The 25383-nt window shown below is 47.5% G+C and carries 20 protein-coding genes and 1 pseudogene; 20 read left to right on the forward strand and 1 reads right to left on the reverse strand.

Annotated features, from left to right (window positions below):
* The first annotated feature begins 97 nt into the window (after positions 1–97).
* The 13 genes from MHI01_RS01545 (at position 98) to MHI01_RS01605 (ending at position 16385) form a co-directional block, all read left to right on the forward strand.
* The gene (locus MHI01_RS01545; protein WP_340982341.1) at positions 98–1888 is read left to right on the forward strand and encodes an L-fucose isomerase; all 1791 of its coding nucleotides are present in this window, start codon (positions 98–100) and stop codon (positions 1886–1888) included.
* Between the two features lie 122 nt (positions 1889–2010).
* Positions 2011–3501, forward strand: a complete 1491-nt coding sequence (locus MHI01_RS01550) for a rhamnulokinase (RefSeq protein WP_340982342.1) — start codon at positions 2011–2013, stop codon at positions 3499–3501.
* A gap of 68 nt (positions 3502–3569) precedes the next feature.
* Entirely contained in the window at positions 3570–4232 is a 663-nt protein-coding gene (locus MHI01_RS01555) for a class II aldolase/adducin family protein (protein WP_340982343.1), read from the forward strand.
* 288 nt (positions 4233–4520) lie between these two features.
* Positions 4521–5249: an FCD domain-containing protein gene (locus MHI01_RS01560; protein ID WP_245838229.1), complete on the forward strand. Its 729-nt coding sequence runs from the start codon at positions 4521–4523 to the stop codon at positions 5247–5249.
* Positions 5250–5290: 41 nt separating this feature from the next.
* Positions 5291–7339 (forward strand): hydantoinase/oxoprolinase family protein, encoded by a 2049-nt coding sequence (locus tag MHI01_RS01565; protein ID WP_340982344.1) that lies wholly within the window; start codon positions 5291–5293, stop codon positions 7337–7339.
* On the forward strand, positions 7336–9309 hold the full coding sequence (locus tag MHI01_RS01570; RefSeq protein WP_340982345.1) for a hydantoinase B/oxoprolinase family protein: 1974 nt from the start codon (positions 7336–7338) through the stop codon (positions 9307–9309). The genes MHI01_RS01565 and MHI01_RS01570 overlap by 4 nt, the downstream gene beginning before the upstream one ends.
* A 68-nt stretch (positions 9310–9377) precedes the next feature.
* Positions 9378–10514 (forward strand): ABC transporter substrate-binding protein, encoded by a 1137-nt coding sequence (locus MHI01_RS01575; RefSeq protein WP_340982346.1) that lies wholly within the window; start codon positions 9378–9380, stop codon positions 10512–10514.
* Positions 10515–10586: 72 nt separating this feature from the next.
* Positions 10587–11717: an ABC transporter ATP-binding protein gene (locus tag MHI01_RS01580; RefSeq protein WP_340982347.1), complete on the forward strand. Its 1131-nt coding sequence runs from the start codon at positions 10587–10589 to the stop codon at positions 11715–11717.
* Positions 11714–12631 (forward strand): ABC transporter permease, encoded by a 918-nt coding sequence (locus tag MHI01_RS01585; RefSeq protein WP_340982348.1) that lies wholly within the window; start codon positions 11714–11716, stop codon positions 12629–12631. The genes MHI01_RS01580 and MHI01_RS01585 overlap by 4 nt, the downstream gene beginning before the upstream one ends.
* Positions 12624–13469 carry an ABC transporter permease gene (locus tag MHI01_RS01590; RefSeq protein WP_340982349.1) on the forward strand — a complete coding sequence of 282 codons (846 nt, stop codon included), beginning with the start codon at positions 12624–12626 and terminating at the stop codon, positions 13467–13469. Before MHI01_RS01585 ends, MHI01_RS01590 begins: the two co-directional genes overlap by 8 nt.
* On the forward strand, positions 13462–14679 hold the full coding sequence (locus MHI01_RS01595) for a Xaa-Pro peptidase family protein (RefSeq protein WP_340982350.1): 1218 nt from the start codon (positions 13462–13464) through the stop codon (positions 14677–14679). Before MHI01_RS01590 ends, MHI01_RS01595 begins: the two co-directional genes overlap by 8 nt.
* 82 nt (positions 14680–14761) lie before the next feature.
* On the forward strand, positions 14762–15949 hold the full coding sequence (locus MHI01_RS01600; protein ID WP_076317690.1) for an MFS transporter: 1188 nt from the start codon (positions 14762–14764) through the stop codon (positions 15947–15949).
* Between the two features lie 85 nt (positions 15950–16034).
* The gene (locus MHI01_RS01605) at positions 16035–16385 is read left to right on the forward strand and encodes a hypothetical protein (RefSeq protein ID WP_340017615.1); all 351 of its coding nucleotides are present in this window, start codon (positions 16035–16037) and stop codon (positions 16383–16385) included.
* Positions 16386–16497: 112 nt separating this feature from the next.
* Here MHI01_RS01605 and MHI01_RS01610 read toward each other — a convergent pair.
* Positions 16498–16969, reverse strand: a pseudogene (locus MHI01_RS01610) (NAD(P)H-dependent oxidoreductase).
* 236 nt (positions 16970–17205) lie between these two features.
* Between MHI01_RS01610 and MHI01_RS01615 the strand changes: the two are divergent.
* The 7 genes from MHI01_RS01615 to MHI01_RS01645 all read left to right on the forward strand — a co-directional run bounded on the left by MHI01_RS01615 (position 17206) and on the right by MHI01_RS01645 (position 25381).
* A complete protein-coding gene (locus tag MHI01_RS01615) occupies positions 17206–18144 on the forward strand; it encodes a sugar-binding transcriptional regulator (RefSeq protein WP_036613997.1) in 939 nt (312 codons plus the stop codon).
* A 213-nt stretch (positions 18145–18357) separates the two neighbouring features.
* Positions 18358–19008 (forward strand): deoxyribose-phosphate aldolase, encoded by a 651-nt coding sequence (gene deoC / locus MHI01_RS01620; protein ID WP_036613998.1) that lies wholly within the window; start codon positions 18358–18360, stop codon positions 19006–19008.
* A 230-nt stretch (positions 19009–19238) separates the two neighbouring features.
* A complete protein-coding gene (locus tag MHI01_RS01625) occupies positions 19239–20426 on the forward strand; it encodes a NupC/NupG family nucleoside CNT transporter (protein WP_036613804.1) in 1188 nt (395 codons plus the stop codon).
* A 29-nt stretch (positions 20427–20455) separates the two neighbouring features.
* On the forward strand, positions 20456–21634 hold the full coding sequence (gene deoB / locus MHI01_RS01630; protein ID WP_340982352.1) for a phosphopentomutase: 1179 nt from the start codon (positions 20456–20458) through the stop codon (positions 21632–21634).
* Positions 21635–21729: 95 nt separating this feature from the next.
* Complete coding sequence (gene deoD / locus MHI01_RS01635) at positions 21730–22437, forward strand: purine-nucleoside phosphorylase (RefSeq protein WP_017688193.1); 708 nt, start codon at positions 21730–21732, stop codon at positions 22435–22437.
* A 179-nt stretch (positions 22438–22616) separates the two neighbouring features.
* Positions 22617–23918, forward strand: a complete 1302-nt coding sequence (locus MHI01_RS01640) for a pyrimidine-nucleoside phosphorylase (RefSeq protein ID WP_127549140.1) — start codon at positions 22617–22619, stop codon at positions 23916–23918.
* Positions 23919–24172: 254 nt separating this feature from the next.
* Positions 24173–25381, forward strand: a complete 1209-nt coding sequence (locus MHI01_RS01645; protein ID WP_340982353.1) for a hypothetical protein — start codon at positions 24173–24175, stop codon at positions 25379–25381.
* Positions 25382–25383: the final 2 nt, after the last annotated feature.

The raw sequence follows: 25383 nt of genomic DNA on the forward strand, positions 1-25383 counted from the left end.
GTCATTATCTTATTCCAATCACTGCACATGGATCAGACAGAAGGTTTCTCAATTCAACCCAAATTCTATGAAACGAATTGAAGGAGGACATTCCAGTATGACACATCAGGATTATCGTTATAAACAGGCTTTTCCCAAGATTGGTATTCGTCCCACGATTGATGGAAGACGCAAAGGTGTTCGGGAGTCACTGGAAGAACAAACGATGAGGATGGCGACATCTGTTGCGGAACTGCTTGCAGCTGAACTGCGTTATCCTGACGGCTCCGCGGTGGAGTGTGTTGTGGCCGAGACCTGTATTGGCGGAGTGGCTGAAGCGGCCGCAGCATCAGAACTATTCAGCCGTTCCAACGTTGGCGTAACGATCACCGTGACACCATGCTGGTGTTATGGTACGGAAACGATGGATATGTCACCATCCATTCCTACAGCCATCTGGGGTTTTAACGGGACTGAACGTCCGGGTGCAGTATATCTGGCAGCGGTACTCTCTGCCCATGCACAGAAGGGGATTCCGGCCTTTGGGATCTATGGAGAAGATGTGCAGGACGGCGGAGATACAACAATTCCCGATGACGTGCGTGAGAAATTGCTCCGGTTCAGCCGTGCAGGTCTTGCAGCCGCGACCTTGAAAGGGCAAGCCTATCTGTCTATTGGATCAGTATCCATGGGGATTGCAGGTTCGATTGTGAACGATTCATTTTTCCAAGAGTATCTGGGCATGCGTAATGAATACGTGGATATGAGTGAACTCACTCGTCGTATCGAAGAAGAAATCTACGACCCCGAGGAGTATAAGCTCGCACTGGCCTGGGTGAAGGAGAATTGTAACGAAGGTCCGGACAACAACGCTGCCCATCTGCAAACGGATCGCAAACGCAAAGAGTACGAATGGGAAACCGTTGTGAAAATGACCCAAATCGTGCGTGACTTGATGGCGGGCAACCCAAGATTGGCAGAGCTTGGTTTTACAGAGGAGTCGATGGGTCACCACGCGATTGTATCCGGCTTCCAGGGACAACGGCAGTGGACGGATCATTCTCCGAACGGAGATTTTCTGGAGTCGATATTAAACTCTTCCTTTGACTGGAATGGCAAACGTGCGCCTTATCTGGTTGCAACGGAGAATGACAGCCTGAATGGCGTGTCCATGTTGTTCGGTTCGCTGCTGACACATACGGCACAGATCTTTGCTGATGTGCGTACGTATTGGAGTCCGGATTCAGTACAACGTGTGACGGGACACCAGTTGGAAGGAAATGCGAAGGACGGCATTCTGCATCTGATCAACTCTGGTTCGGCAGCCTTGGATGGCACTGGGCAACAGTCCAGAGATGGTAAGCCTGTACTCAAGCCATTCTGGGAAATTACAGATGAGGAAGTTCAGGACTGCCTGAAAGCAACATCGTGGAGACCGGCATCCGTAGAGTATTTCCGCGGGGGCGGCTATTCAGCGGATTTCCTGACCAAAGGTGGCATGCCTGTAACGATGACACGTCTGAATCTGGTCAAAGGACTGGGACCAGTGCTGCAAATCGCTCAGGGTTACACGGTCGATCTGCCTGAAGATGTGCATGATACGCTGGATCAGCGGACAGATCCAACCTGGCCATCCACCTGGTTTGCACCTGTTCTAACTGGAGCGGGAGCGTTTACTTCCGTATACGAAGTCATGAATCAATGGGGCGCCAATCATGGCTCCATCTCGTATGGACACATCGGTGCAGATCTGATTACGCTCGCTTCCATGCTTCGCATTTCGGTAAATATGCATAATGTACCTGAAACGGAAATTTTCCGTCCGCGTGCATGGGGATTATTCGGCACAAGTGAGCCGGAGAGTGCAGACTACCGTGCTTGCAGTGTGTTTGGCCCGTTATATCGTTAAAATAGTTCCATTCCTGTCAAACGCCATGTTCCTTGTGAAATGAGGTAACATGGCGTTCTCTTGAAAGCCATGTTCAGAACTCGAATACGGCTTATCGCGTAGAGTTAAGGAGGCTTGAAAGAATGGGCAATCAAGCAACACATGTGCTTGCTGCCGATTACGGCGCCGGTAGTGGGCGCGTAGTCCGGGGTTCTTTTGATGGAAACAGACTCTCGTTACAAGAAGTGCATCGATTCAACAACGAACCCGTGCAGCTTGGGGATGGATTGTATTGGGATTTCTTGCGACTTTTTCATGAATTAAAACAAGGCATTGTGAAAGGGACGCAAGGCATCTCTCCATCGGTCCGTTCTATAGCTGTGGATACGTGGGGAGTGGACTATGGACTGGTGGATGATGCGGGAAGGTTGTGCTCGAACCCACGTCACTATCGGGAAGCACGCAATGCACAGTGGATGGAAGAAGCACTGCACATGGTGAAAGAAGAAGAACTGTATGCCATGTCTGGCGTTTTGCCGCAGCAGATCAATACAGTATTTCAACTGTTAGGCAGTGTACGAGAGCAGGCCGAAGGTTTGCGTCCGGATGTGCGCATGTTATTTATGCCGGATTTATTTCACTATTATCTATCCGGTCAGCAGGCTTGTGAGTATACGATTGCAAGTACTAGCGGGCTGTTGCATGCAGGCGAGGCGCGTTGGAATGAACATCTGATCGGGCGTCTCGGTATACCGGAAACATTATTTCCAAAACTCGTTCAACCGGGTACCGTGCTGGGTGATTTAACAAATGAGTTGTGCGAAGAGTTACGGACTGGACCGATGAAGGTAGTCTCTGTGGGCTCACATGATACGGCATCTGCCTTGGCAGCAATCCCTGCGAATGATTCGGATTTCGCTTTTATCAGCTGTGGTACCTGGTCTCTTATGGGGGTGGAGCGTGATACACCTGTATTGGATAAACGAAGTCGTGCATTGGGATTCACCAATGAAGGGACGGTAAGTGGAAAAGTACGCACCCTGAAAAATCGTTCAGGCTTGTGGCTACTACAGGAATGCAAACGGCAATGGGAGCGGGAGAATCAACCTTTTACACATGAAGAACTGATTCAATTGGCTACCTTGGCAACGCCGCATCAAAGTTATGTATTGCCGGGAGATGGCGTGTATTTGGCGCTAGGAAATATGTCTGAACGAATACGGCAACAATGCAATCTCACCGGACAGACTGTGCCTGAAACGACTGGAGCGATTGTGCGCTGCATTCTGGAAAGTCTTGCATTAGAATTCAGACAAACGCTGGATGAACTGCAGTTGATTACAGGTACAAGACCTCGTGTCATTCAAATGGTTGGTGGTGGTGTACACAATCGACTATTATGCCAGTTTACAGCCAATGCAGCCGGTGTCCCGGTGGTGGCAGGCCCGGCAGAGGCGACTTCAGCAGGGAATTGCATGCTGCAATTCCTTGCGCATGGAGAAGTGAGTAGCTTGGCCGAGGTACGGGAGGTCATGGCTGCTTCCTTTTCCCCCGAGACCTATGAGCCTGAGGATACAGAGCTGTGGCAGGAAGCTTATGAAAACTACCAAAGTCTGAATCAAATCAAAAGGTAATGAACAATCCAATGAAATGAGCATGGATGCAAAATCTAAAAAGAAAAGTATGAGGAGTGGTGAGCAACATGTCTGAACAGCAAGTAAGGGAAGAGTTGACGAAATATGCTCGCAGAGCAGTTGCCCAAGGGTTGGTGGTAGGACCCGGTGGGAATCTGAGCGCTCGCTCTGGGGGAACGATGTTGTTGTCTCCGAGTGGTTATGCACTTGAGGATCTGGAGCCTGACGAATGGATCGCTATTGATATCGAGACAGGGTCGACTAGCGAGGGAGCAACTCGCCCTTCTTCCGAAGTATTGATGCATCTGTACAGTTATCGTGTGAACCCTGATATCCAAGCCATTGTGCATACGCATCCGGCATATACGATTGCACTTAGTCTCGTTTTCGATGAATTGCCACACTTGTTTCCTGATCAGTCGGCCTTGGTGGGCGATATCGGATTCGTTCCATATGTTCTGCCAACGACGAAGCTTCTTGCCGATGCAGTCTCAGCAAAGGTAGAAGAACATACGGCACTCATTCTCGTCAATCACGGATTGGTTACGACCGGTAAAAACCTCCGCGAAGCCTATTACCGTACCCAGGTGGTGGAAGAAAGTGCGAAAGTATATATGATCGCCAAGGCAGCCGGGGAACCCAAAGTGTTAACTGCTGAAGAATATAAGGAAATTCAATCCCTTGAAAGTGAAACCTACCGTGTGCAGTTGTTGCAACAACTCAAGTCCTGATACCTGATTTGAGTATTAATGATTACATTTGTGATCTTAAAAGATTGCTACGTTAAGGGCAGATTGCATCCTCCAGATAAACGCTGGAATAAAGGATGTGGAATGCTCTTTTTTAATTTTGATTTTGAATTGAAAAGGCGCACAGTATAGCTGAGGGAATAATTCGCACTATTTTGATGAGAATTGTTGAAATTGTGATGTCTGCAAGGTATACTTACGTTAATCATCAGTGAGTAACAACTACGAAGAAGATAAAAAACAATTAAGTATCTAAGAGGGGTGAAATCAGTGGGTCCTGAGCTAAACGAAATGGAGTTGGAATACGAACTGCTGAAGCAGCTTCGAGACGCTAATGCTCCCATCGGGGCCAGTACGTTGGTTCATACTTTGGGCAAAACGTATGGTCTGAGTCAGGCAACCATCGGAAGAAGACTTATGGAGATGGATGTTGAAGGTTTTACAGTTCTGGAAGGTCGCAAGGGAAGAACTTTGACCGAACAGGGTCTGGATCGAATGAAGACGTTGGAAAAAGATTTGCAGCAACAAAGCGTGAACTCACAGTTAATTCAGATGCTGAACCATTCTGGGGAAAAGGCTCTGTTAGATGTTCTCGTTGCCAGAAGGGCACTTGAGCGGGAGATCGCTTCCTTGGCAGCACAACGTGCCTCGAAAGAATACATAGTACTGTTGCAAGCATCTATTGCCAACCAGCATGAATTGCTTTCCAAGAATATTATACCATATGAGGAGGACCGGGAGTTTCACAGATTGCTGGCTTATGCTGCGCAAAACCAAATTCTTCTGCATGCGGTTGAACTGGTATGGGAAACAAGCCGCGATTTTCTGGAAACAGCGTATATTCGTAGGAGAGTAGGAAGTGAATTAGTTGTGGATCATCAGCAGATTCTGGATGCTATTGTAGCGGGCTCTCCGGAGCAGGCTGAAGCGGCAATGGTGAATCATATCAACCAAATGATCGATGATGTCAAACGTTATTTCGCCATGCAAAACCAATAACATTCCTTAGAAACAGACCCGGTGATAAAGGAGTTGAGCTTGTGGACACAATCTACCGTCTAGGCATAGATATCGGAGGTACTTTCACGGATGCGCTGGTGATGGACCATCAGGGCAGGGTGATTGCGGCGCTGAAAACGCCATCGATTGCAGTAGCTCCGGAACAGGCGATTTTTAACGCACTTGATCAGTTGAAGGCGAGTGGCGTGAATATTCATGAGATTGATCTGTTTGTGCATGGAACAACGCTTGGCGTCAACACGTTGATTGAGCGAAATGGCGCAGTTACAGGTCTGCTCGTCACTAAAGGATTCCGTGACATTCTTGAAATCCGCCGGTTGCGACTTGAGGATACAACCAATCTGTATGGTGACAAGACCGATGCACTAGTACCGAGACATCGCGTTAAGGAAATCGATGAACGGGTCATTGCGAGTGGGGGCATACTCCAGCCACTGAATGAGGAACAACTGTTGCAAGCGGTGGATGAGCTGGTGGAGGATGGCGTTACCGCTTTGGCGATTAGCTTTTTACATGCTTATGTGAATCCCGCTCATGAGCAGCTTGCGGAAGAGCTGATCAGGGAACGTTATCCGCAACTGTTCATCTGCCGAAGCAGCGCCATCTGGCCACAACAGCGTGAGTTCGAACGAACACTCGCAACGGCCATAAACGCTTATGTAGGTGAACGGATGGGGTCTTACTTCCTGCGTCTGCAAGAAGGGATTCAGGTATACGGCCTCAAAGCCAACTTGCTGTCGACCATGTCCAACGGTGGAATTATGACGGCTGCCAGAGCGGCTAATGAGCCGGTACGTACGCTTCTGTCCGGGCCTGCTTCCGGTGTAATCGCCGCGACCCATATTGCTGAACGAGCGGGCATTCATCAGGTCATCACATTTGACATGGGTGGGACAAGCGTTGATGTCGCCCTTATTGACAAAGAACCGAGTTATTCTTCTGAGAACAAGGTTGGAGATTTTCCTGTCATCATTCCTGCTGTTGATGTAACGGCTATAGGAGCAGGTGGTGGTTCAATTGCCTGGCTCGATTCCGTGGGCGTACTCAAGGTTGGGCCGCGCAGCGCGGGAGCCAACCCCGGTCCGGCATGTTATCAGCGCGGGGGAGAAGAGCCGACAACCACAGATGCCTATCTACAGCTCGGTATCCTGCATGCTGACCGTTTCCTTGGCGGACAAATGAGTCTGTATCCAGAACTTGCAGAGCGTACTCTGGGCAATCTGGGAGAGAAGCTTGGACTGAATGCCGAACAGACTGCGCAAGCCATTCTTGATGTGGCAACCGCCAATATGTATGCCCAGTTTTCTCCCCTCATGGCTCGCAAGGGTGTTGATCCCCGCGATTTTACGTTGCTCCCATATGGTGGAGCAGGCCCGATGCATGCTTTTCTGATGGCACGTGAGGTAGGTATCGGCAGAGTGCTGATCCCGCCATCTCCGGGAACACTGTGTGCCATGGGCTGCACGGTTGCCAATCTCCGCAATGATTTCGTTCATACGTTACACAAAAGTACCCAGACTCTGGAGTCTGGTGAATTAAGCTCTCTTTTTGCTGAATTGGAAAATCAGGGACGTAGCTGGGTTGATGAGGAAGCCCGTGGTGGTGTCAAGCTGGACAATATTTATTGCCTGTACAGTGCGGATATGCGATATGAGGGACAGGCCTTTGATCTTGAGGTCACGCTGACATTGGAAGAAATTGAAGATCCAAAGAAGGCAGGGATTAAATTCCATACGTCTTACCAAAACGTGTTTGGCATTAGTCAGCCAGAGGCAGAGGTCATGTTTGTAAGTCTCAGAGCAACCATTGTTGGTGTTTTACCTACCCATAACACGCTAGATCCGGCAAATTTGCCATTTGATGAGAGTGTAGCGGAAGAAAGGCTCATCACCTTTGACCATGTACAGCAGATTGCCAAGGTACTGAAAAGGGGACAAATTCCATCGGTGGATGCCCCCATCCCCGGGCCCATTATTGTGGAGGAATATGATACAACGATCTTTATTCCGCCAGGATATAAGGTATACCGGGATGTGCATGGGAACGTGATTGGGGAGGTGGAAGCATGATCGGCGACAAGGTCTTTCTTGAGATTTTTAACAACCGAATTCAAGCTGCTGTGGAAGAAATGGCAAATGTTGTTCTGCGCACAGGATTCACCGCTTTTGTCAAAGAAACTGGCGATTTTGGAACCTACCTCTTATCTCCATCCGGGGAAACGTTCGGATCGCCGCTGGAGACGGGTTACAATCTGTCCCTGGGCATCCCTGCTGCTGCGACCATTAACAGTATAGAAGACTGGAAAGAAGGGGATCTCGTCATATGTAATGATCCTTATTCCACCAAAGGCATGGTTACACACCTTCCAGACATTCATCTCATCAAGCCTTATTTTCACGAAGGGCGAATCATTGCTTACGGCATGTGCTTTGTCCATTCATCCGATGTGGGCGGCAAGGTACCGGGGAGCGTATCTCCCAGCGCCTACGATATTCATATGGAAGGCATTCGAATTGCACCAGTCAAGCTGTATGAAGCTGGTGTTCTCAACGAGCAGATCCTGCGAATGTTTATGGACAACAGCCGAATTCCGGAGCAAAATCTCGGTGATCTCAAAGCGCTTATGGCTGCATTGAATCGGGGAGAGCAACGGCTTGAGGAACTCATTGCACGATATGGCGTGGGAAAAATCCAGCAGGGCATCGAACATTTGCTGGAATATGCCGAGCTGAAGGCACGTGTTATCGTGCAAGATATCCCGGACGGTTCCTATGACTTCTGGGACTATCTGGAGAAAGGACCAGGAGGATATCCTATTCGGTTGCGTTGCAAGATGACGATTGCAGGTAGTGACATTCATCTGGACTTTAGCGGCACCGATCCTCAGGTTAGGGCTTCATTCAACATTCCTACCCACAACCAACAGGGCCATTACATGCTGGTGCCCGCACTCATTCGTTATTTCCGTACGCTCGATCCGACCATTCCTTGGAATTCGGGCATGATTCGTATGGTGCGAAATTACGCGCCGCCTGCTTCCGTACTAAACCCGGAGCCGATGGCAGCAGTTGGGGCACGTGCTGCGACCTTTATCCGGCTGATGGACGTTATCACGGGAGCACTGGGGAAAGCTCAGGGCAGTATGGTTCCCGCGGCAGGAGCTGGACAAGCCTGCATCGTCATGATGGCGATGACAGATGCATCCGATGGCAAGAAAAAGGTGGGCGTAATTCAGCCGATCTGCGGAGGTTCGGGAGCTAGGCCGATGAAAGACGGCATTGATGGCATGGATTTTGCGGTCGGTCATCTTCGGAATATTCCTGCGGAAACGGTGGAATCCGAGATGCCTGTGTTGATTGAGCATTATGGTCTTCGTGCTGACTCGGCGGGTGCAGGAACCTTCCGTGGCGGAAGCGGAATTGATTTATGTGTCAGAATTCTAACACCGGATACCGTGATGACGGCCAGAAACATGGAGCGTATGGAGTTCCAGCCCTGGGGCAGGCTCGGTGGTGGCGTAGGTTCACATGGAGAAGCGATTCTTAATGCTGGACGTGCAAGTGAGCATCATCTGGGAAGAATTGATGAGCTGCTGCTTCAACCTGGAGAAACGGTTACGTTCCTGTCGCAAGGCGGAGGCGGATATGGTGATCCACTTGAACGTGAACCACGCCTAGTTCTGGAGGATGTAAGAAGTGGGCTGGTATCCCCGGAGAAAGCTCTTGAGTTATATGGTGTTGTGATTGACGGCCTGGAGCTGAACGAGAGCGATACCGAACAAATGCGAGCCAAGCGACCACGGCAGCAGGAGGAATTCGCCTTTGGCAAGGCGCGGGAGCAATTTGAAGACATATGGAGCGATGAGATGCAGGTAACACTGAATCAGGCCTTGCTGAATGCTCCGCTTGCACTAAGAGACTACCTGAAGCGTCAGACCATGGGCGTTGTAGAGGAGAAGTATAAGGATTCCCTATCTGTAGATCCACGGGAGATATCCGACATTATGGAAGGTTTACGCCAGCAAATAGGGTTGCATTGATCAAGTGTATGGAGACTATCTAGTTCTGTCTTATCGGTAAAACCAACTACATGGATGGGGGAATTTGCATGTTCAAATCCAACAAAAAACGCTTTCTCAGCCTCGCCTCTCTGACACTGGCCGGTACATTGGTGCTTTCCGCCTGCGGTGGAGCAGGCAGCTCAAGTAATACTGCCGGAGAGAGCGACTCTTCAGGAGCAAGCGGAGACAAAGTTAAGCTGACGATGTTTATCTGGGCTGGCTCCAATCAGGATGTCGTTCCGAAAGAAGTGGTTGCCGAGTATGTGAAAGAACATCCCAACGTTGAAGTCACCTTTGAGGAATCCTCCAATTCGGTAATGTACCCCAAGATGGTCGCAGGCAAGCAGGCTGATGCCAACAATCCGATTGTTAACTTCGGTTACTTCAATGCAGATGCGACGGCAAAAGGCTTGAATGATGACATGTGGGAGCCACTGGATACCAGCATCGTGACCAATATTAAGGATATTCCCGAGTCCTTCCACAAGCCAGACAATAAAGGTGTGGTCTGGGGCGTTTCGAGCTTCGCTCTGGTATATAACAAAGATCTGGTGAAAACGCCACCTACCAGCTGGAACGATCTATGGGATAACGAGGAGTTCAAAGGAAAAACTGCGCTCTGGGACTACATGTTCTATTCATATATCTCCCCACTTATTGCTACCAAAGGTCAAGAGATTGGCGCATCCTATGAAAATCCCGAGCCAGCCTTCCAGTTCTGGGCAGATCGCAGTGACCAGATTGGCACATTGGTTTCATCCAATGATCAGCTGAAGGCACTGCTGGAGTCAGGTGATGCGCTCATTGCCCCATTCAGTGCACAGGTTGCACAGACATGGATTGATGGTGGTTCTCCACTTGCCGTAGCGTTTCCGAGTGAAGGTGCCATCTCCTTCCCGTACACACTTCAGGTAGTGAAGGGCTCAACACCTGAGCAAGCACGTGTTGCAAATGAAATTATTAACGAGTTGTTGAGCGCCGAGGCGCTGTCACAATATGCAGAAGCAACGGGTACGCCGGTAACCAGTACGACAGCTGCAGTTCCGGACAAGTACAAGGATGATCCTTCATTCTCCGTGGAAACGCAAAGTAATGGTATTAATCCAGACTGGGATGTGCTTGCACAGAACAGCTCTTCCTGGAAAGAACTATGGGACCGTCTCGTGAAAACAAAACTTCAATAAAAGGATTGTTGCCAGGCACACAATAATTCCGGGTTCTGCTCTGAACCTGGAATGGATGGGAGGGAATCAGAGATGAGCAGCGGACAAGAGACCATATCCATTGAAACAAGGGAAGTCACGAAGACTTATGGTAAGCGAGCCGCCGTTGATCAAGTAACACTCCAAGTGAAAAAGGGGGAATTCGTTTCCTTGCTTGGTCCGAGTGGCTGTGGCAAAACAACACTGCTTCGCATGCTTGGCGGACTTGAGCAGCCGGATCAGGGCACCATTATGCTGGGAGGTCGGGATGTTACTGGCATCCCGGCTTATGGACGCAATAGCAATATGATTTTTCAGCAGCTTGCGTTGTTCCCTCATATGGATGCATTCAACAACATTGCCTATGGACTAAAGGTGAAGAAGTTACCAAAAGCCGATATCCAACGGCAGGTAGGTGAAATGCTTGATCTGGTCCAGCTCGGAGACTATGGCAGGCGTGCTGTATCCGAGCTGTCCGGGGGTCAGGCACAACGCGTCGCCATTGCTCGCGCACTGATCAACAGACCCGAAGTGCTACTGCTTGATGAACCTCTCTCTGCATTGGACATGCAGCTGCGTCTCGATATGCAGCGTGAACTGAAACGCATCCAGCGTGAATTCGGCGGAACGTTTATCTTTGTAACGCATGATCAGAGCGAAGCCATGAATATGTCTGACCGAATTGGCGTTATGCGCGATGGAAGGCTGCTACAATACGCAACCCCTGATGAAATCTATGAAAGACCGACCGATAGTTTCGTGGCCAAGTTTATTGGAGATACCAATCTCTTTGAGACGGAAGTACTGGGACATGATGTGAATGGAATTCGGGTGGAATGCTTCGGCAAGCCATTGCTGGTGAAAGTCAGTGATGGCAATGCTGTACCGAAAGCGGGAGCACGACATTCCTTATCAATCCGCAATGAGTATATTCGACTTGGAGAAGATGCAACTCATTGCCTGAACAAGCTGGATGGACACGTGATTGAAGCGGTGTATGGCGGAGCAAATATTCGATACAACGTGCAGATTGCTGAGGGTTTTCTAATTCAGGCCAGTGTGCTGCATCAGCGGGGAGCCTCACGTTATAGTCCAGGTGAGCCAATACAGATTGGCTTTGACCCACAAGACGCGCTCTTGTTATCCGAACCCATTGATGACCGTTTACAGGGGGCAGGAATATGAACCGGATCGCGGAACGGATCGTGAATCTGTATTCCTTTGGAAACCGCACATGGGTAACCCGGTTGCTGCTTCTGTTGCCTGCGCTTGCTCTGATGGGTATTGTTTATCTGGGTGGGTTGCTGATCTTTGGCAGATATAGCTTTGATATGTATGAGAATGGAAAGCTTATTCGGGGCTGGGATGTAGGAGCTTATCGTGCGTTTCTGTCCGACCCTTATTATTGGAAGCTGATTGGCACAACGTTTCGGATTGCCTTCAAGGTTACGCTATGGAGTCTTCTGCTTGCCTACCCACTGGCGTATTGCATTGCGGGTCTAAAGAAACCTGGCATGAAGCAATTGTTGTTGCTGCTCACGTTTCTCCCGCTACTAGTCAGTGCGGTTGTACGTTCTTATGGATGGCAGCTGTTGTTGTCCAAACAGGGGTTCATGAACTGGCTGTTCATCCGTCTGGGGCTAACCGAGGAAGGGTTCAGCATGATATACAACGAGACAGGTGTTGTCGTGGCCCTTGTCCATATTTTCCTGCCATTTATGGTCTTCCCGATCCTGAATGTACTGTCCCAAAGTGACGCCTCCTTAAAGGCAGCTGCTCAGGATCTGGGGGCGGGCAGCTGGCGAACGTTCCTGACCATTACCCTGCCTTTATCGGCAAGAGGTATTGCAAGCGGGGTGCAGATTGTGTTCACGCTATGTCTCACCGCATTCACCACACCTCAGCTGATCGGCGGGGGAAGAGTCATGACACTTCCAGTATTTATATACCAGCGAACCTTGGACACGAACTGGCCGATGGCTGCGGTTGCCAGCCTGTTTTTACTTGTGTCTTCCATTGTTGTTTCGTTGCTTGTGAATAAAGGAGCAGAAATGCTGATGTTCCGTCGTTCCCGTAAGGGAGGTCAGGCGTATGGTTAAGTCGAACAGGGGCACCAAGCTGTTACTCTACATCTTCGTGGGCGCCGTAGCAATTTATTTGCTGCTGCCACTGCTGATGATTATGTTGACATCTGTAGGCTCAGGTTCAGCCAGCAAATTCCCGCCAGAAGGTCTGACCTTGAAGTGGTATGCCAATCTGAGTGAGCAGACCCAATTTCTCGATGCATTCAAGAACAGCCTCATTGCTTCTACAGGGGCGGTTCTGCTGGCATTGATTACAGGTACGCTTGCTGCGCTAGCAATCGTGCAATACCCTTTCCCGGGCTCGGGTATCTTAAGGGCATTTTTTGTGTCTCCGATGGTTATGCCAAAAATTACGCTGGGGATCGCATACCTGATTTTATTCTCGAAAATGCATATTGCAGGTGGACTGTTTGCACTTATTTTGGGTGAAGCGGTCATTGTGCTTCCATTTGTGCTCACTATTGTGGGCAGTGCGTTAGCCAATCTGCACCCGGCTCATCGGGAAGCTGCTGCGGACCTTGGTGCAGGGCCGATGCGTATTTTTTTCACGATTACACTTCCACAGCTCCGACTATCCCTGCTTCTGTCAGGGTCAATCGCTTTTGTCTTCACTTTCGATCAGGTCGAGGCTGCACTGCTGCTACTCCGTCAGGATAGCTACACGTTGCCAATACAGCTATTCCTGTATATGGAGAAATGGCAGGACCCAACGATAGCCGTGGTGTCTGTTGTTCTGATCGCGTTTGCGCTGGCTCTGTTTATGACGATTAAACTAGTGTTGCACTCTGTACCAGGGCTTGAAAGTTTGTTTGGTCGCAGGAAAACAAAAGGAGGACTGGATCAAAATGAATAATTCACAGCATCTATCCCATAGCTCAAGTCTGAACAGGGACCGGGCGGAAGAAGTGATGAAAACTCAGGGGCTAAGCGCCCTGATCGCAACAACTCCAGAGAACATTCAGTATGTCATCGGGTCCCAGCTGCGTGCAAGCAACTGGACCATGCAGATTTATGCGGTTTTACCTGCCGACAGATCTGCTAAGCCTTGTATCGTCATTCCGACGAATCGGTTAGGCGTTGTAGCCCAGTTCGGTATTACGGGGGTAGATATATTTGCTTACAGTGATTTCTTCGTGGAAGGTTCAATTGAAGGCAAACCTTCCACTGACGACATTGTTCTCTTTTATTCTCTCCTGCAAACGACGGTTATTCATCCAGGTCCTGTTGAAGCACTCAAGGCAGCATTAAAACAGCTTGAGATCGAAGATCAGCCGATTGGCATCGATGAGATGCGGATCGCTCCCGATATTCTGGCTAGAATCAGGGAGGAGCTTCCTGAAAGGCCGGTGGTTTCCGCATATAAACTGTTCCGACAAATCCGCCTGGTTAAGACACCTTTCGAAATCGAGCAACTGCGCCAGGCTGCTCAATTAAACGAACGGATTGAGCAGGAGCTGATTGACCTGATTGCCGCAGGTGTTCATGAGAAGCAACTTGCGGATCATTATCGTCTGGCTGTGATGCGAGCAGGTGGAACTCCGGCAATGACAGCGGTAGGGGCAGGGCCACGCAGCGCATTACCACTCATCGAAAATTATTTTCATACGATTGAGACCGGAGATCAGATCCGTTTCGATCTTTGCCTGCAGCTGGAAGGATACTGGGGAGATACGGGCCGCACGGTTGTTGCAGGGGAACCTACCGCTTGGATGAAAAAACATTTTGCTGCGGTCAAAAGTGGATGGGAGACGGCACTTGAGACCGTGCGCCCTGGCGTCAAGGCGTCGGAAGTATTCCATGCGGCAGTGTCTCGCGTACAGCGTGAGGGGATTCCGCATTACCGACGTCAGCATGTCGGACATGCCATCGGGTTGGAACTGTACGATGATATAACCCTCTCCCCGGGTGACCAGCGGATACTGGAGCCCGGTATGGTGTTATGTGTTGAGGTGCCATATTACGAGCTAGGTGCTGGTGGGTTCCAAATCGAGGATACAATTGTTGTAACGCCAGATGGTTATGAGTTTCTAACCCATATGGAGCGGAAATTGTTCACTAAATAACGATAGATGGAAGGCTTCACTGACCGGCGATCAGACCACAGTCGATCCAAGAAGCTTTCTTACTGGGAAAGTTGGAACATCCATGATTCAGCAGGGAACTAAGACGTTTCGTAACATTAGCCTTGCACTGTTCGCCGGAGGTTTTGTCACTTTTGCTTTGCTCTACAGCCTCCAGCCCCTGATGCCTGAGATTAGCAACGCATTCTCCATTACGCCGGCACACGCCAGTCTTACGTTATCCGTTACAACGATCGCCATGGCACTGACGATGCTGTTCATCGGGTCCTTGTCTGATTCTGTGGGCCGACGCTTTATAATGACAGCTGCACTGGTGATATCTTCTGTTATTGCTTTGCTCAGCGCATTCAGCCCGGGATATACGGAGCTTCTTCTGCTTCGTATTCTCCAGGGTGTGGCACTCGCGGGGTTGCCAGCGATAGCCATGACATATTTGTCAGAAGAAATTGAACCTAGAAGTCTTGGTTATGCTATGGGCCTATATATCAGCGGCAATTCGATAGGAGGCATGGCCGGCCGTTTCATCAGCGGTGTGGTGACAGATTGGTTCAGTTGGCGCGCTGCTGTGGGGTTCATTGGTATTCTTGGACTGTGTGCAGCCGTTATTTTTTGGCTTGTCATCCCGCCATCCCGTCATTTTGTCAAAGCTGCACCCGGATTCAAAAATCCAATACCTCTTTTGTGGTCACAATGTCGCAATCCAAGGCTGTTATGCCTGTATGGACTCGGTTTTCTCTTGATGGGGGGATTCGTGACCCTGTTCAACTATATCGGTTTTGAATTAACGGGTGGACCCTATCATCTTAGCCAGTCTATCGTTGGAAGTCTTTTTGTGGTATATCTGATGGGCACGGTAAGCAGCACCTGGATGGGCAGGCTGGCAGATCGGTACGGCAGGTCACATGTGCTTGGAATCGCGCTGGGAATTATTCTGGCTGGTGCAGTCTGTACCGTTCATCCAGCGCTTTGGGTCAAGATTATCGGACTCGCCCTGTTTGCCTTTGGATTCTTTGGCGGTCATTCCATCACAAGCAGTTGGGTTGGACTCGTGGCTAATCAGCACAAATCCCAAGCCAATGCTTTGTATTTATTTTTCTACTATCTTGGTTCAAGCGTAAGTGGAACAGGAGGTGGACTGCTTTACAGTCATCTTGGATGGATAGGCATTGTGGGGATGATCGGTGTGTACGTTTTGATCGGTTTTGTCTTGTGTAATTTGCTTGTTCACAGGTTGAAGGGACAGGCTACATAAATCAACTTTTTCCGACAGCTATTGCATATCCTGAAATACCGAGTATAATACTTGGTAAATAGACGAAAAGGGGATGCAATAAACGATGAAAACACATGCTGAATTGAACTCACTTCTTGTTGACGATTATCTGGATCTCCTGAACATTGCGAAACAGCTAGGTGATAACGAGTGGAAAGATGCTATTCTGCAAGCATTGAAGGAAGAAGTCGATGCGAATCATCATCTGGATTCCAAAGAGGTAAGACAGGATTTATGGATTCAATTTGAAGGCATTAATGAACAAATGCATGATCTGTTAATGCAATTGAAGCATGCCGACAGTCCTGAGGAGAAAGAGCAGATTATTGAAATGATCTGGGGATTGAAAGTAGACCGTCATGCGATCACACGTAAACTTGAAACCATGAGCCGTGCCAGCGCTGGACATCAGTAAGCTCTAGGTTGATTATACATTGAAAACCCGCGTGTTTCCTGGGATTATCCCCTAGGTCGCACGCGGGTTTTGTTTATGTTTTGAGTGTTATACTACTTTTTGAACAACCTATTTAAAATTGTTTTGCGAAAGTGCGTGCTTGCTCTATAGCTTGTTGCTTGATCTCATCTGCACGGTCTTTATATTGATTGTGCCCCTCAACAAAAATGCCATCAAGCTTCGGCACACCGAGGAATGACATGATAATGCTTAAGTAACGACAGAATAGGGGGGAACGAGAAGTTCCACATCGGGGTTACAAAAACATATTTATCTGCTGAGGCAAATTGATCCGAAAGTTCATTCAAACGGCTTACTTTGGTCTGCTCTTCGGCAGTCAGATCACTACCCGATTGCAGTTTGCCCCAACCACTGAAGACATCCGCATCGATATGCGGAATATCCGAACGATACAGATCGAGGTGAACAACCTCATCAGAAGGGTGACTTTCACGATACGCATCAATAAATGCTTTTCCTGTAGCCATGCTGAAGGAGGTTTCATGATCATGAGGATGGGCAGTAATATACAATAAGGTAGACATGTAGTTCTTCCTCTCTGTGCGATTAATGGGGTGAAGCGATCTTGGCAATGATGAAGCGACCGCAGTAGTATGCATCGTTTCCCCAGTTTTATACGTCAGAAAGGGATATGAATGGATCGATCATGATACTGAATTGGATGCTATATGGTGACCGGATACTCAATCCATGTATAATATATAGGACGAGTATTTATTTTCCAAAGACAATAGGATGAGTGAGATGAGCGCACATGGGAATGGACCTGGAGAAGCAACGATTAAGCATTGAAGCAGCGAAATTGTATTATCAGTCCGATTATAGCCAGCAGGATATTGCCGCAAGGCTGGGCGTGTCGCGTCCAACCGTATCAAGGTTACTTCAGTACGCGAAAGATCGCGGATACGTCCGGATTGAAATTATGGACCCGCTGGAGGATATCGACATCATTGCCGGAGAACTTAAGTCAAAATATGATCTGGATACGGCACTTGTGTGTTTTACCCCGTTGAAGAGTGATGAGGAAATACAGAAGCATATCAGTAAACGAGCAGCGGATTATCTTCAAGAGACGGTTCAGGATGCAGATATTATCGGGGTGACTTGGGGAACAACCATGCATGCTGTAGCACGCCAGCTTCGTCCCAAGCAGGTTAAAGGTGTCGAAGTCGTGCAATTGAAGGGGGGCGTAAGCCACTCCCATGTCAATACGTATGCCGCTGAGATTGTTCATTTGTTCGCTGAGGCATTCCATACGGTACCAAGGTATCTGCCGCTGCCTGTTATTTTCGACAACATTGAAGTAAAAAACATGGTAGAAGCGGATCGACATATCGGCAGAATCGTGGAACTTGGCAGACAGGCCAACATTGCTTTGTTTACCGTGGGTACTGTGAAAGAAGATGCATTATTGTTCAGGCTAGGTTACTTCAATGAAGAAGAGCAACAATTGCTGATGAACTCCGGTGCAGGTGACATTTGTTCACGCTTTTTCGACGCGGAAGGTCAGTTGATCAGTGAAGAGATTAACAGCAGAACCGTTGGAATTGATCTAGCCGAGTTGAGAAATAAGGAAAAATCAATCCTTGTCGCCGGAGGACAACGCAAAATTGAAGCCATTCACGCCGCGCTCAAAGGTCATTACGCTAATATTCTGGTCACGGATCAGTACACAGCGCAGGCATTACTTCGATTTTAATTTCAAATGGATATGGATGACAACATCTGCCATGCAAAAAGGGCGGATGTTTTGCTTTTTTAGGAAGAAAATATAACGAAGAAGAAATGTAAGTGTAACTGTGAACAAAAGTTCAAGTTGATTTTTACATATGTTCATGTTAGTGTAAGTGTATAGAAAATAACTAGTTCAGATAAGGGAGAGATTCAATTGACTACACCACAATTAGCGAAAATGATCGACCATACGTTGCTTCGTGCGGACGCAACGCAAAGTGAAATGGCCAAGTTAACCGAAGAAGCGAAGCAATACCAGTTTGCTTCCGTATGTGTTAATCCAGGCTGGGTTGCTTATGCTGCTGAGCAGTTGCAGGGTACTGGCGTAGATATCTGCACCGTTATTGGTTTCCCTCTGGGAGCATCTACATCGGAGACAAAAGCTTTCGAAACGAAAGATGCGATTGCTAAAGGTGCAACTGAAGTCGATACGGTCATCAACATCAGTGCTTTGAAAGATGGCAAAGATGATTACGTTGAACAAGATATTCGTGTTGTCGTTGAAGCGGCTGCGGGTAAAGCTTTGGTGAAAGTTATTATTGAAGCTTGTCTGTTGACGGATGAAGAGAAAGTACGTGCTTGTCAGGCAGCTGTGCGAGCTGGAGCTGATTTTGTTAAAACTTCTACAGGTTTCTCCACAGGTGGAGCAACGCCAGAAGATATCGCTTTGATGCGTCGTACTGTAGGTCCTGATGTTGGCGTTAAAGCTTCCGGTGGCGTACGCAGCCTGGAAGATATGCAGAAAATGATCGAAGCGGGTGCGACTCGTATCGGTGCAAGCTCTGGCGTGAAGATCATGCAGGGTGGTCAGTCTACATCTTCTTATTAAGCAAAAGCATCTTATCAAGAAAAAGCTTAATAAATAATAGTAATGTTATATTCTCTGTACTTGGGCGTTCGACTCAGGTACAGGGAATACAACTTACACTTATATTTTAATTAACTGAACTTATTGTAAGCGCTTCATAAGTTTTCTGAAAGATTACTGATAAGAATGCTTAAGAGCCCTTTGAGCTGAATTTTCACATCCGGCTTAACTACCTTCAAAGGAGAAATCAAATGAAATTTCTAATTGCCATTATCGGCTTACTCGTTGTTTTTGGACTGGCTTATATCGCAAGCAACGGCAAAAAGCAGATACGTTACCGGCCGCTGGCTATCATGATTGTTTTGCAAGTTATACTAGCTTATGCTCTGTTGAATACAGGAGTGGGTACTTTTTTAATTGGCGGTTTCGCGACCGTATTTAAAAGTTTACTCGACTATGCGAATGAAGGTATCGCATTTGTATTTGGGGGGTTGACTACTGTAGGTGCCGAAAGCGGGGGGGCACCGTTCTTCCTCAGCGTATTGATGCCGATTGTTGTCATCTCCGCCCTTATCGGTATATTGCAGTATATCCGAATCTTGCCTTTTGTTATAAAATATATTGGTCTGGTATTAAGCAAAATCAACGGAATGGGCAGACTGGAATCATATAACGCGGTTGCTTCGGCTGTATTGGGGCAATCTGAAGTGTTCATTTCTGTGAAAAAACAAATTGGGTTGTTGCCAAAACATCGGCTGTACACCTTGTGTGCTTCGGCGATGTCCACGGTATCGATGTCGATTGTTGGTGCTTATATGACCATGATCGAGCCGAAATATGTGGTGACAGCTCTTGTACTGAACCTGTTTGGCGGTTTTATCATTGCTTCGATTGTGAATCCTTATGAGGTTACAGAGGAAGAAGATATATTGGAAGTACAGGAAGAGGAGAAACAGTCCTTCTTCGAAATGCTCGGCGAATACATCCTGGATGGATTCAAAGTTGCTATCATCGTAGCTGCGATGTTAATCGGTTTTGTTGCCTTGATTGCACTTGTTAACGGAATTTTCAGCGCGGTGCTTGGAATTTCGTTCCAGGAGCTACTTGGTTATGTGTTTGCACCATTTGCCTTCATCATGGGTGTTCCATGGAAAGAAGCGATTCAGGCAGGAAGTATTATGGCAACCAAAATGGTATCCAACGAATTCGTAGCTATGCTTAATTTGAAGGAGACTGCAATGTCTGCCAGAACAACGGGTATCGTATCTGTCTTCCTCGTGTCGTTCGCCAACTTCTCCTCCATCGGTATCATTGCTGGTGCGGTGAAGGGGCTCCATGAGAAGCAAGGTAATGTGGTCGCCCGCTTCGGTCTGAAACTGCTTTACGGTGCTTCGCTTGTCAGCGTGCTGTCAGCGATCATTACTGGACTGTTCTTGTAAACCGGATTATTGGAAGGAGTGCTTAGGTTATGTCAACATTCAAAAGAGTACATCTAATCGTTATGGATTCTGTAGGGATCGGCGAAGCGCCGGATGCAGCAGAATTTGATGATTTTGATGTAGATACCTTTGGTCACATTGCACGTGAACGCGGAGGTCTGAAAATGCCTCACATGGCCAGTCTCGGACTGTCCAACATCAAAGAAATCGAGGGTGTCCCTGCAGCGGATGCACCTAAAGCGTATTACACCAAGATGCAGGAAGCATCCAGAGGTAAAGACACAATGACAGGTCACTGGGAGCTGATGGGTCTTTACATTGATACACCTTTCCGTGTGTTCGAGAATGGTTTTCCCGATGAGTTGATTCAACGCATTGAAGAGAAAACGGGCCGCAAAGTAATCGGTAACAAACCGGCCAGCGGCACGGAAATTCTGGATGAGCTGGGTGCAGAACATGTTGAAACTGGCGCGCTCATCGTTTACACATCCGCGGATTCGGTTCTGCAAATTGCAGCACATGAGGACGTTGTTCCACTGAAAGAACTGTATGAGATCTGTGAGTTCTGCCGTGAAATTACACTTGAAGATCCGTATATGCTCGGCCGCATTATTGCACGTCCATTTGTAGGAGAAGCGGGTAACTGGAAACGTACTGCGAATCGTCATGACTATGCGCTTAAACCTTTTGGTCGTACTGTTATGAATGAACTGCAAGATAGCGGATTTGATGTGATTGCTTTGGGTAAAATCGCAGATATCTATGATGGCGAAGGTGTGACCAAGGCTGTTCGTACCGTCTCTAACATGGATGGCATGGACAAGTTGTCCGAAACGATGGATGAAGAGTTCACTGGACTCAGCTTCCTGAACCTGGTTGATTTTGATGCCCTGTACGGTCACCGTCGTGATCCGCAAGGTTATGCTCAGGCACTTGAAGACTATGATGCACGGCTGCCAGAGATTTTTGCCAAAATGACCAATGATGATCTGCTGCTGATCACAGCTGACCATGGTAACGATCCAACATACCGTGGTACAGACCATACACGTGAATATGTACCACTGCTTGCTTACTCTCCGCGCTTCAGCGAGGGCAAAAAGCTTGATTTGCGCAGCACATTTGCTGACCTTGGCGCAACCGTCGCCGAGAACTTTGGAGTGAAAATGCCGGAATACGGCACCAGCTTCCTGAAAGATTTGAAATAAGTTTTTCAAAACTGGATAGGGGAGGTCGGAGTAGCTTGGCTGCTCCGGTCCTGCCATCATAATAGACTAATTGTATAACTGGAGGAGATTCATTCATGAGTACACATATTGGAGCAAAACCCGGAGATATTGCAGAAACGATCCTTTTGCCAGGTGACCCTTTGCGCGCGAAATATATCGCAGATACGTACCTCGAAGATGTTGTATGTTACAACGAAGTTCGTGGAATGCTCGGTTACACAGGTACATATCAAGGACACCGGATTTCGGTGCAAGGTTCAGGGATGGGTATTCCGTCCTTTGCAATCTATGCTAACGAATTGATCAGCGAATATGGCGTAAAAAACCTGATTCGTGTGGGTACTTGTGGCGGTATGCAGGAGCATGTACGTGTACGTGACGTCATCCTTGCACAAGCAGCATGTACAGATTCCAGCATGAACAAACACGTATTCGGTGGATATGACTTCTCACCAATCGCTACGTTCTCCCTGCTGAAAGAAGCATATGACCGTGCAACAGCTAAAGGTATGAAGATTCACGTTGGTAACGTATTCAGCTCCGATTCTTTCTACCGCGATGACCGTTCCGTAACCGAGAAGTTGATGAAACATGGCGTACTCGGCGTAGAGATGGAAACAACAGCATTGTACACTATTGCTGCCAAGTTTGGTGTTAACGCACTGACCATCCTGACGGTAAGTGACCACTTGCTGACAGGCGAAGAAACATCTGCCGAAGAACGTCAAAAAACGTTCAACGACATGATGGTAGTTGCCCTGGACACAGCAATCACACTGTAATTGTTGTATTTTATATTCATAATCATTTGAGTTTAATCGAAACTTTTGTTTTAAGCACAGAGTGAAGGACCCGGAATCGATTCCGAAGAAGCGTTAGCGTTCGGAGGAATCGATCCGGAGCCGGAACGGTCCCAGTACAAAGTGTTCTATACAAATCATTTACCCGAGGAGAGATCATCATGAGAATGGTAGACATTATTGCTAAGAAACGCGACGGAAAAGAACTGACAACAGCTGAGATTGATTTTGTTGTTCAAGGTTACACACAAGGAGAGATCCCAGACTATCAAGTCAGCGCTTGGGCGATGGCGGTATTCTTCAAAGATATGACAGACAAGGAACGCGCCGATCTGACAATGTCGATGGTGAATTCCGGTGAAACGATCGACCTGTCCGCTATCGAAGGCATCAAAGTAGACAAGCACTCCACAGGAGGAGTGGGCGATACAACAACACTGGTACTTGCTCCGCTTGTTGCTGCGCTTGATGTACCTGTTGCCAAAATGTCCGGACGTGGACTTGGTCACACGGGTGGTACAACAGACAAGCTGGAATCCGTTGCTGGTTTCCACGTAGAGCTTGAAAAAGAAGAGTTCATTCGTCTCGTAAACGAACATAAGGTTGCAGTTATCGGACAGAGTGGTAACTTAACGCCTGCAGACAAAAAGCTCTATGCACTGCGTGACGTAACAGCTACCGTTAACTCCATTCCACTGATCGCCAGTTCCATCATGAGCAAGAAAATTGCAGCAGGTGCAGATGCAATCGTTTTGGATGTTAAAACGGGTGCTGGTGCATTCATGAAAACAACGGAAGATGCTAAAGAATTGGCACATGCCATGGTAAGCATCGGTAACAATGTTGGCCGTAAAACGATGGCTGTTATCTCCGATATGTCCCAACCACTGGGTCTGGCCATTGGTAACGCGCTTGAAGTGAAAGAAGCCATCCTCACCCTGCAAGGTAAAGGTCCAAAAGATCTGGAAGAACTGTGTCTGGCACTTGGACGTCAGATGGTGTTCCTTGCTGGCAAGGCAGATTCCTTGGAGCATGCTGAGGAGAAATTGAAAGAAGTGATCCAGAACGGTAAAGCACTGGAGAAATTCAAAGATTTCTTGGCAAACCAAGGCGGAGACGCTTCGGTTGTGGATCATCCAGATCGTTTGCCACAAGCACAATATCTGGTTGAAGTCCCAGCAGACAAAGACGGCTATGTTGCCGGAATCGTCGCTGACGAAATCGGAACTGCAGCAATGCTGCTCGGCGCAGGCCGTGCAACAAAAGAGTCCGAGATCGATCTCGCTGTTGGTCTGATGCTGAACAAAAAAGTGGGTGACCCAGTCAAAGCTGGTGAGTCCCTCGTAACGATCCATGCCAATCGTGAAGACGTAGCAGACGTCATCGCGAAGATCAAAGAAAACATTACAATTGCGGATAATGCCGATGCTCCTGTATTGGTTCATGATATCGTAACGGAATAATACAATCAGAGAAGACGAGATGTAATCTCGTATCTGACTGAACATGAAAGCCCCAAAGCGATGTAATCCATCGCTTTGGGGCTTTTTTATATACGAAAATTAGTGATGGAGACCTTATATTTTGTGAAATTATGTTTACTCTTACTTCAATATTTGAGATAATATTAAAGTTATATTTTTCCTTTTGAGGAGGGTAGGTAGGAATCAGGTTAATGTAGTTTTTAGGCAAGTACATACTTTAGGAGGAATTCAAGTTGTTTAGGAATTTTCAGAAAACATTAATTAGAAGAACATTTATTGTGTTGAACGTTTTCATTTTATTGTTTGTAGCGACAGTTCAATTTCACGCAGAGGCAGCTAATTCAGACTTTGCTTCTGGTGAACTGGAAGCGGGAGCAATAATGCAATGGGGTGGAACGGCACTCTTAGCAGCAACGGAGAATGCAACGAATATTGATCCAAATATTATGGAACAGGTGCATCACTTTGGACAACAAGCGTGGCGAGATGCAGACGCAACTACTAAATCTGAAATTACGTCTTCCATTCAGGGATACAATAACTTATGGGGGACAAATAGAAAGTACAGTCTACAATGGTCCTCTGATGCGCAGATTTATTTGGTGAAAAAATGGAATGAATATTTCGGTGCAGGAGCCCTAATTAATGCTTCAACAAGTACAATAGAAAAAGTTGCAACAATTAATTCGGTTATTGTTCCTTCAACAGTAAAAACTTCAAATCCTCCAGGGGAAAATAAAAATGATCTTGGTACTTTTCAGAGTGCTGGGATCTACTATGTATATGGTGTGCATGCGGATAAGTATGGCAAGATACAGTTAAATACATATCCATATAGAACAATTTGGCCCAATGTTATTACTACTCCCGAATACCCCAATGCATTTGCGGCTTACACATCAGCAGTTAAAGAATTGGAAATTACAACTACGTATCAATCGGTTAAGCCTATTTTTGTAGATAACAGCACTGGAAAAAGTATTGAGTACAAACCGATATTTGTGCCGATCAGCTTTCCTACTAAAATAACTATTCCCGCCCTTAAAGGAATTGTGAACAACCAAGGTGTAATCACAACTCTCGAAAAACCAAACATTGGTCGAGTCGGAAACAGTTTAACAGGAGAAATCGCTATTAGTTATCCTACCTATATTGGAGACACAGGCACGTTTACAAAGGAGGATTCTGTAACTCAGGTACCTCCAGAAGAGCCGGTTAATGATGGTGGGAATGGTAATGGAGATGGAAGCTCCAATGACACGCCTACTTATTCTCCGCTTGATCTTATTGTATATAGAGCTATGGTGCAATTCATACAAGAATATCGACTTAATCATTCGAATAATCTGGATCAGCTACTGGATTATATGAAATTAAATGATTCCGGCAAGCCATCCAACAATCAAGCTTGGAGTGAGTGGCTGGGAAGCTTCACCAAATAAAG

This window comes from Paenibacillus sp. FSL M7-0656 (assembly GCF_038003225.1).
Classification (GTDB): domain Bacteria; phylum Bacillota; class Bacilli; order Paenibacillales; family Paenibacillaceae; genus Paenibacillus; species Paenibacillus amylolyticus.

What these genes read in the sequence shown, in the direction of transcription:
- MHI01_RS01545 (WP_340982341.1), top strand. Translation starts at nt 98, where the DNA reads ATGACACATCAGGATTATCGTTATAAACAGGCTTTTCCCAAGATTGGT.
- MHI01_RS01550 (WP_340982342.1), top strand. Translation starts at nt 2,011, where the DNA reads ATGGGCAATCAAGCAACACATGTGCTTGCTGCCGATTACGGCGCCGGT.
- MHI01_RS01555 (WP_340982343.1), top strand. Translation starts at nt 3,570, where the DNA reads ATGTCTGAACAGCAAGTAAGGGAAGAGTTGACGAAATATGCTCGCAGA.
- MHI01_RS01570 (WP_340982345.1), top strand. Translation starts at nt 7,336, where the DNA reads ATGATCGGCGACAAGGTCTTTCTTGAGATTTTTAACAACCGAATTCAA.
- MHI01_RS01575 (WP_340982346.1), top strand. Translation starts at nt 9,378, where the DNA reads ATGTTCAAATCCAACAAAAAACGCTTTCTCAGCCTCGCCTCTCTGACA.
- MHI01_RS01580 (WP_340982347.1), top strand. Translation starts at nt 10,587, where the DNA reads ATGAGCAGCGGACAAGAGACCATATCCATTGAAACAAGGGAAGTCACG.
- MHI01_RS01585 (WP_340982348.1), top strand. Translation starts at nt 11,714, where the DNA reads ATGAACCGGATCGCGGAACGGATCGTGAATCTGTATTCCTTTGGAAAC.
- MHI01_RS01590 (WP_340982349.1), top strand. Translation starts at nt 12,624, where the DNA reads ATGGTTAAGTCGAACAGGGGCACCAAGCTGTTACTCTACATCTTCGTG.
- MHI01_RS01595 (WP_340982350.1), top strand. Translation starts at nt 13,462, where the DNA reads ATGAATAATTCACAGCATCTATCCCATAGCTCAAGTCTGAACAGGGAC.
- MHI01_RS01600 (WP_076317690.1), top strand. Translation starts at nt 14,762, where the DNA reads ATGATTCAGCAGGGAACTAAGACGTTTCGTAACATTAGCCTTGCACTG.
- MHI01_RS01605 (WP_340017615.1), top strand. Translation starts at nt 16,035, where the DNA reads ATGAAAACACATGCTGAATTGAACTCACTTCTTGTTGACGATTATCTG.
- MHI01_RS01615 (WP_036613997.1), top strand. Translation starts at nt 17,206, where the DNA reads ATGGACCTGGAGAAGCAACGATTAAGCATTGAAGCAGCGAAATTGTAT.
- deoC (WP_036613998.1), top strand. Translation starts at nt 18,358, where the DNA reads ATGATCGACCATACGTTGCTTCGTGCGGACGCAACGCAAAGTGAAATG.
- MHI01_RS01625 (WP_036613804.1), top strand. Translation starts at nt 19,239, where the DNA reads ATGAAATTTCTAATTGCCATTATCGGCTTACTCGTTGTTTTTGGACTG.
- deoB (WP_340982352.1), top strand. Translation starts at nt 20,456, where the DNA reads ATGTCAACATTCAAAAGAGTACATCTAATCGTTATGGATTCTGTAGGG.
- deoD (WP_017688193.1), top strand. Translation starts at nt 21,730, where the DNA reads ATGAGTACACATATTGGAGCAAAACCCGGAGATATTGCAGAAACGATC.
- MHI01_RS01640 (WP_127549140.1), top strand. Translation starts at nt 22,617, where the DNA reads ATGAGAATGGTAGACATTATTGCTAAGAAACGCGACGGAAAAGAACTG.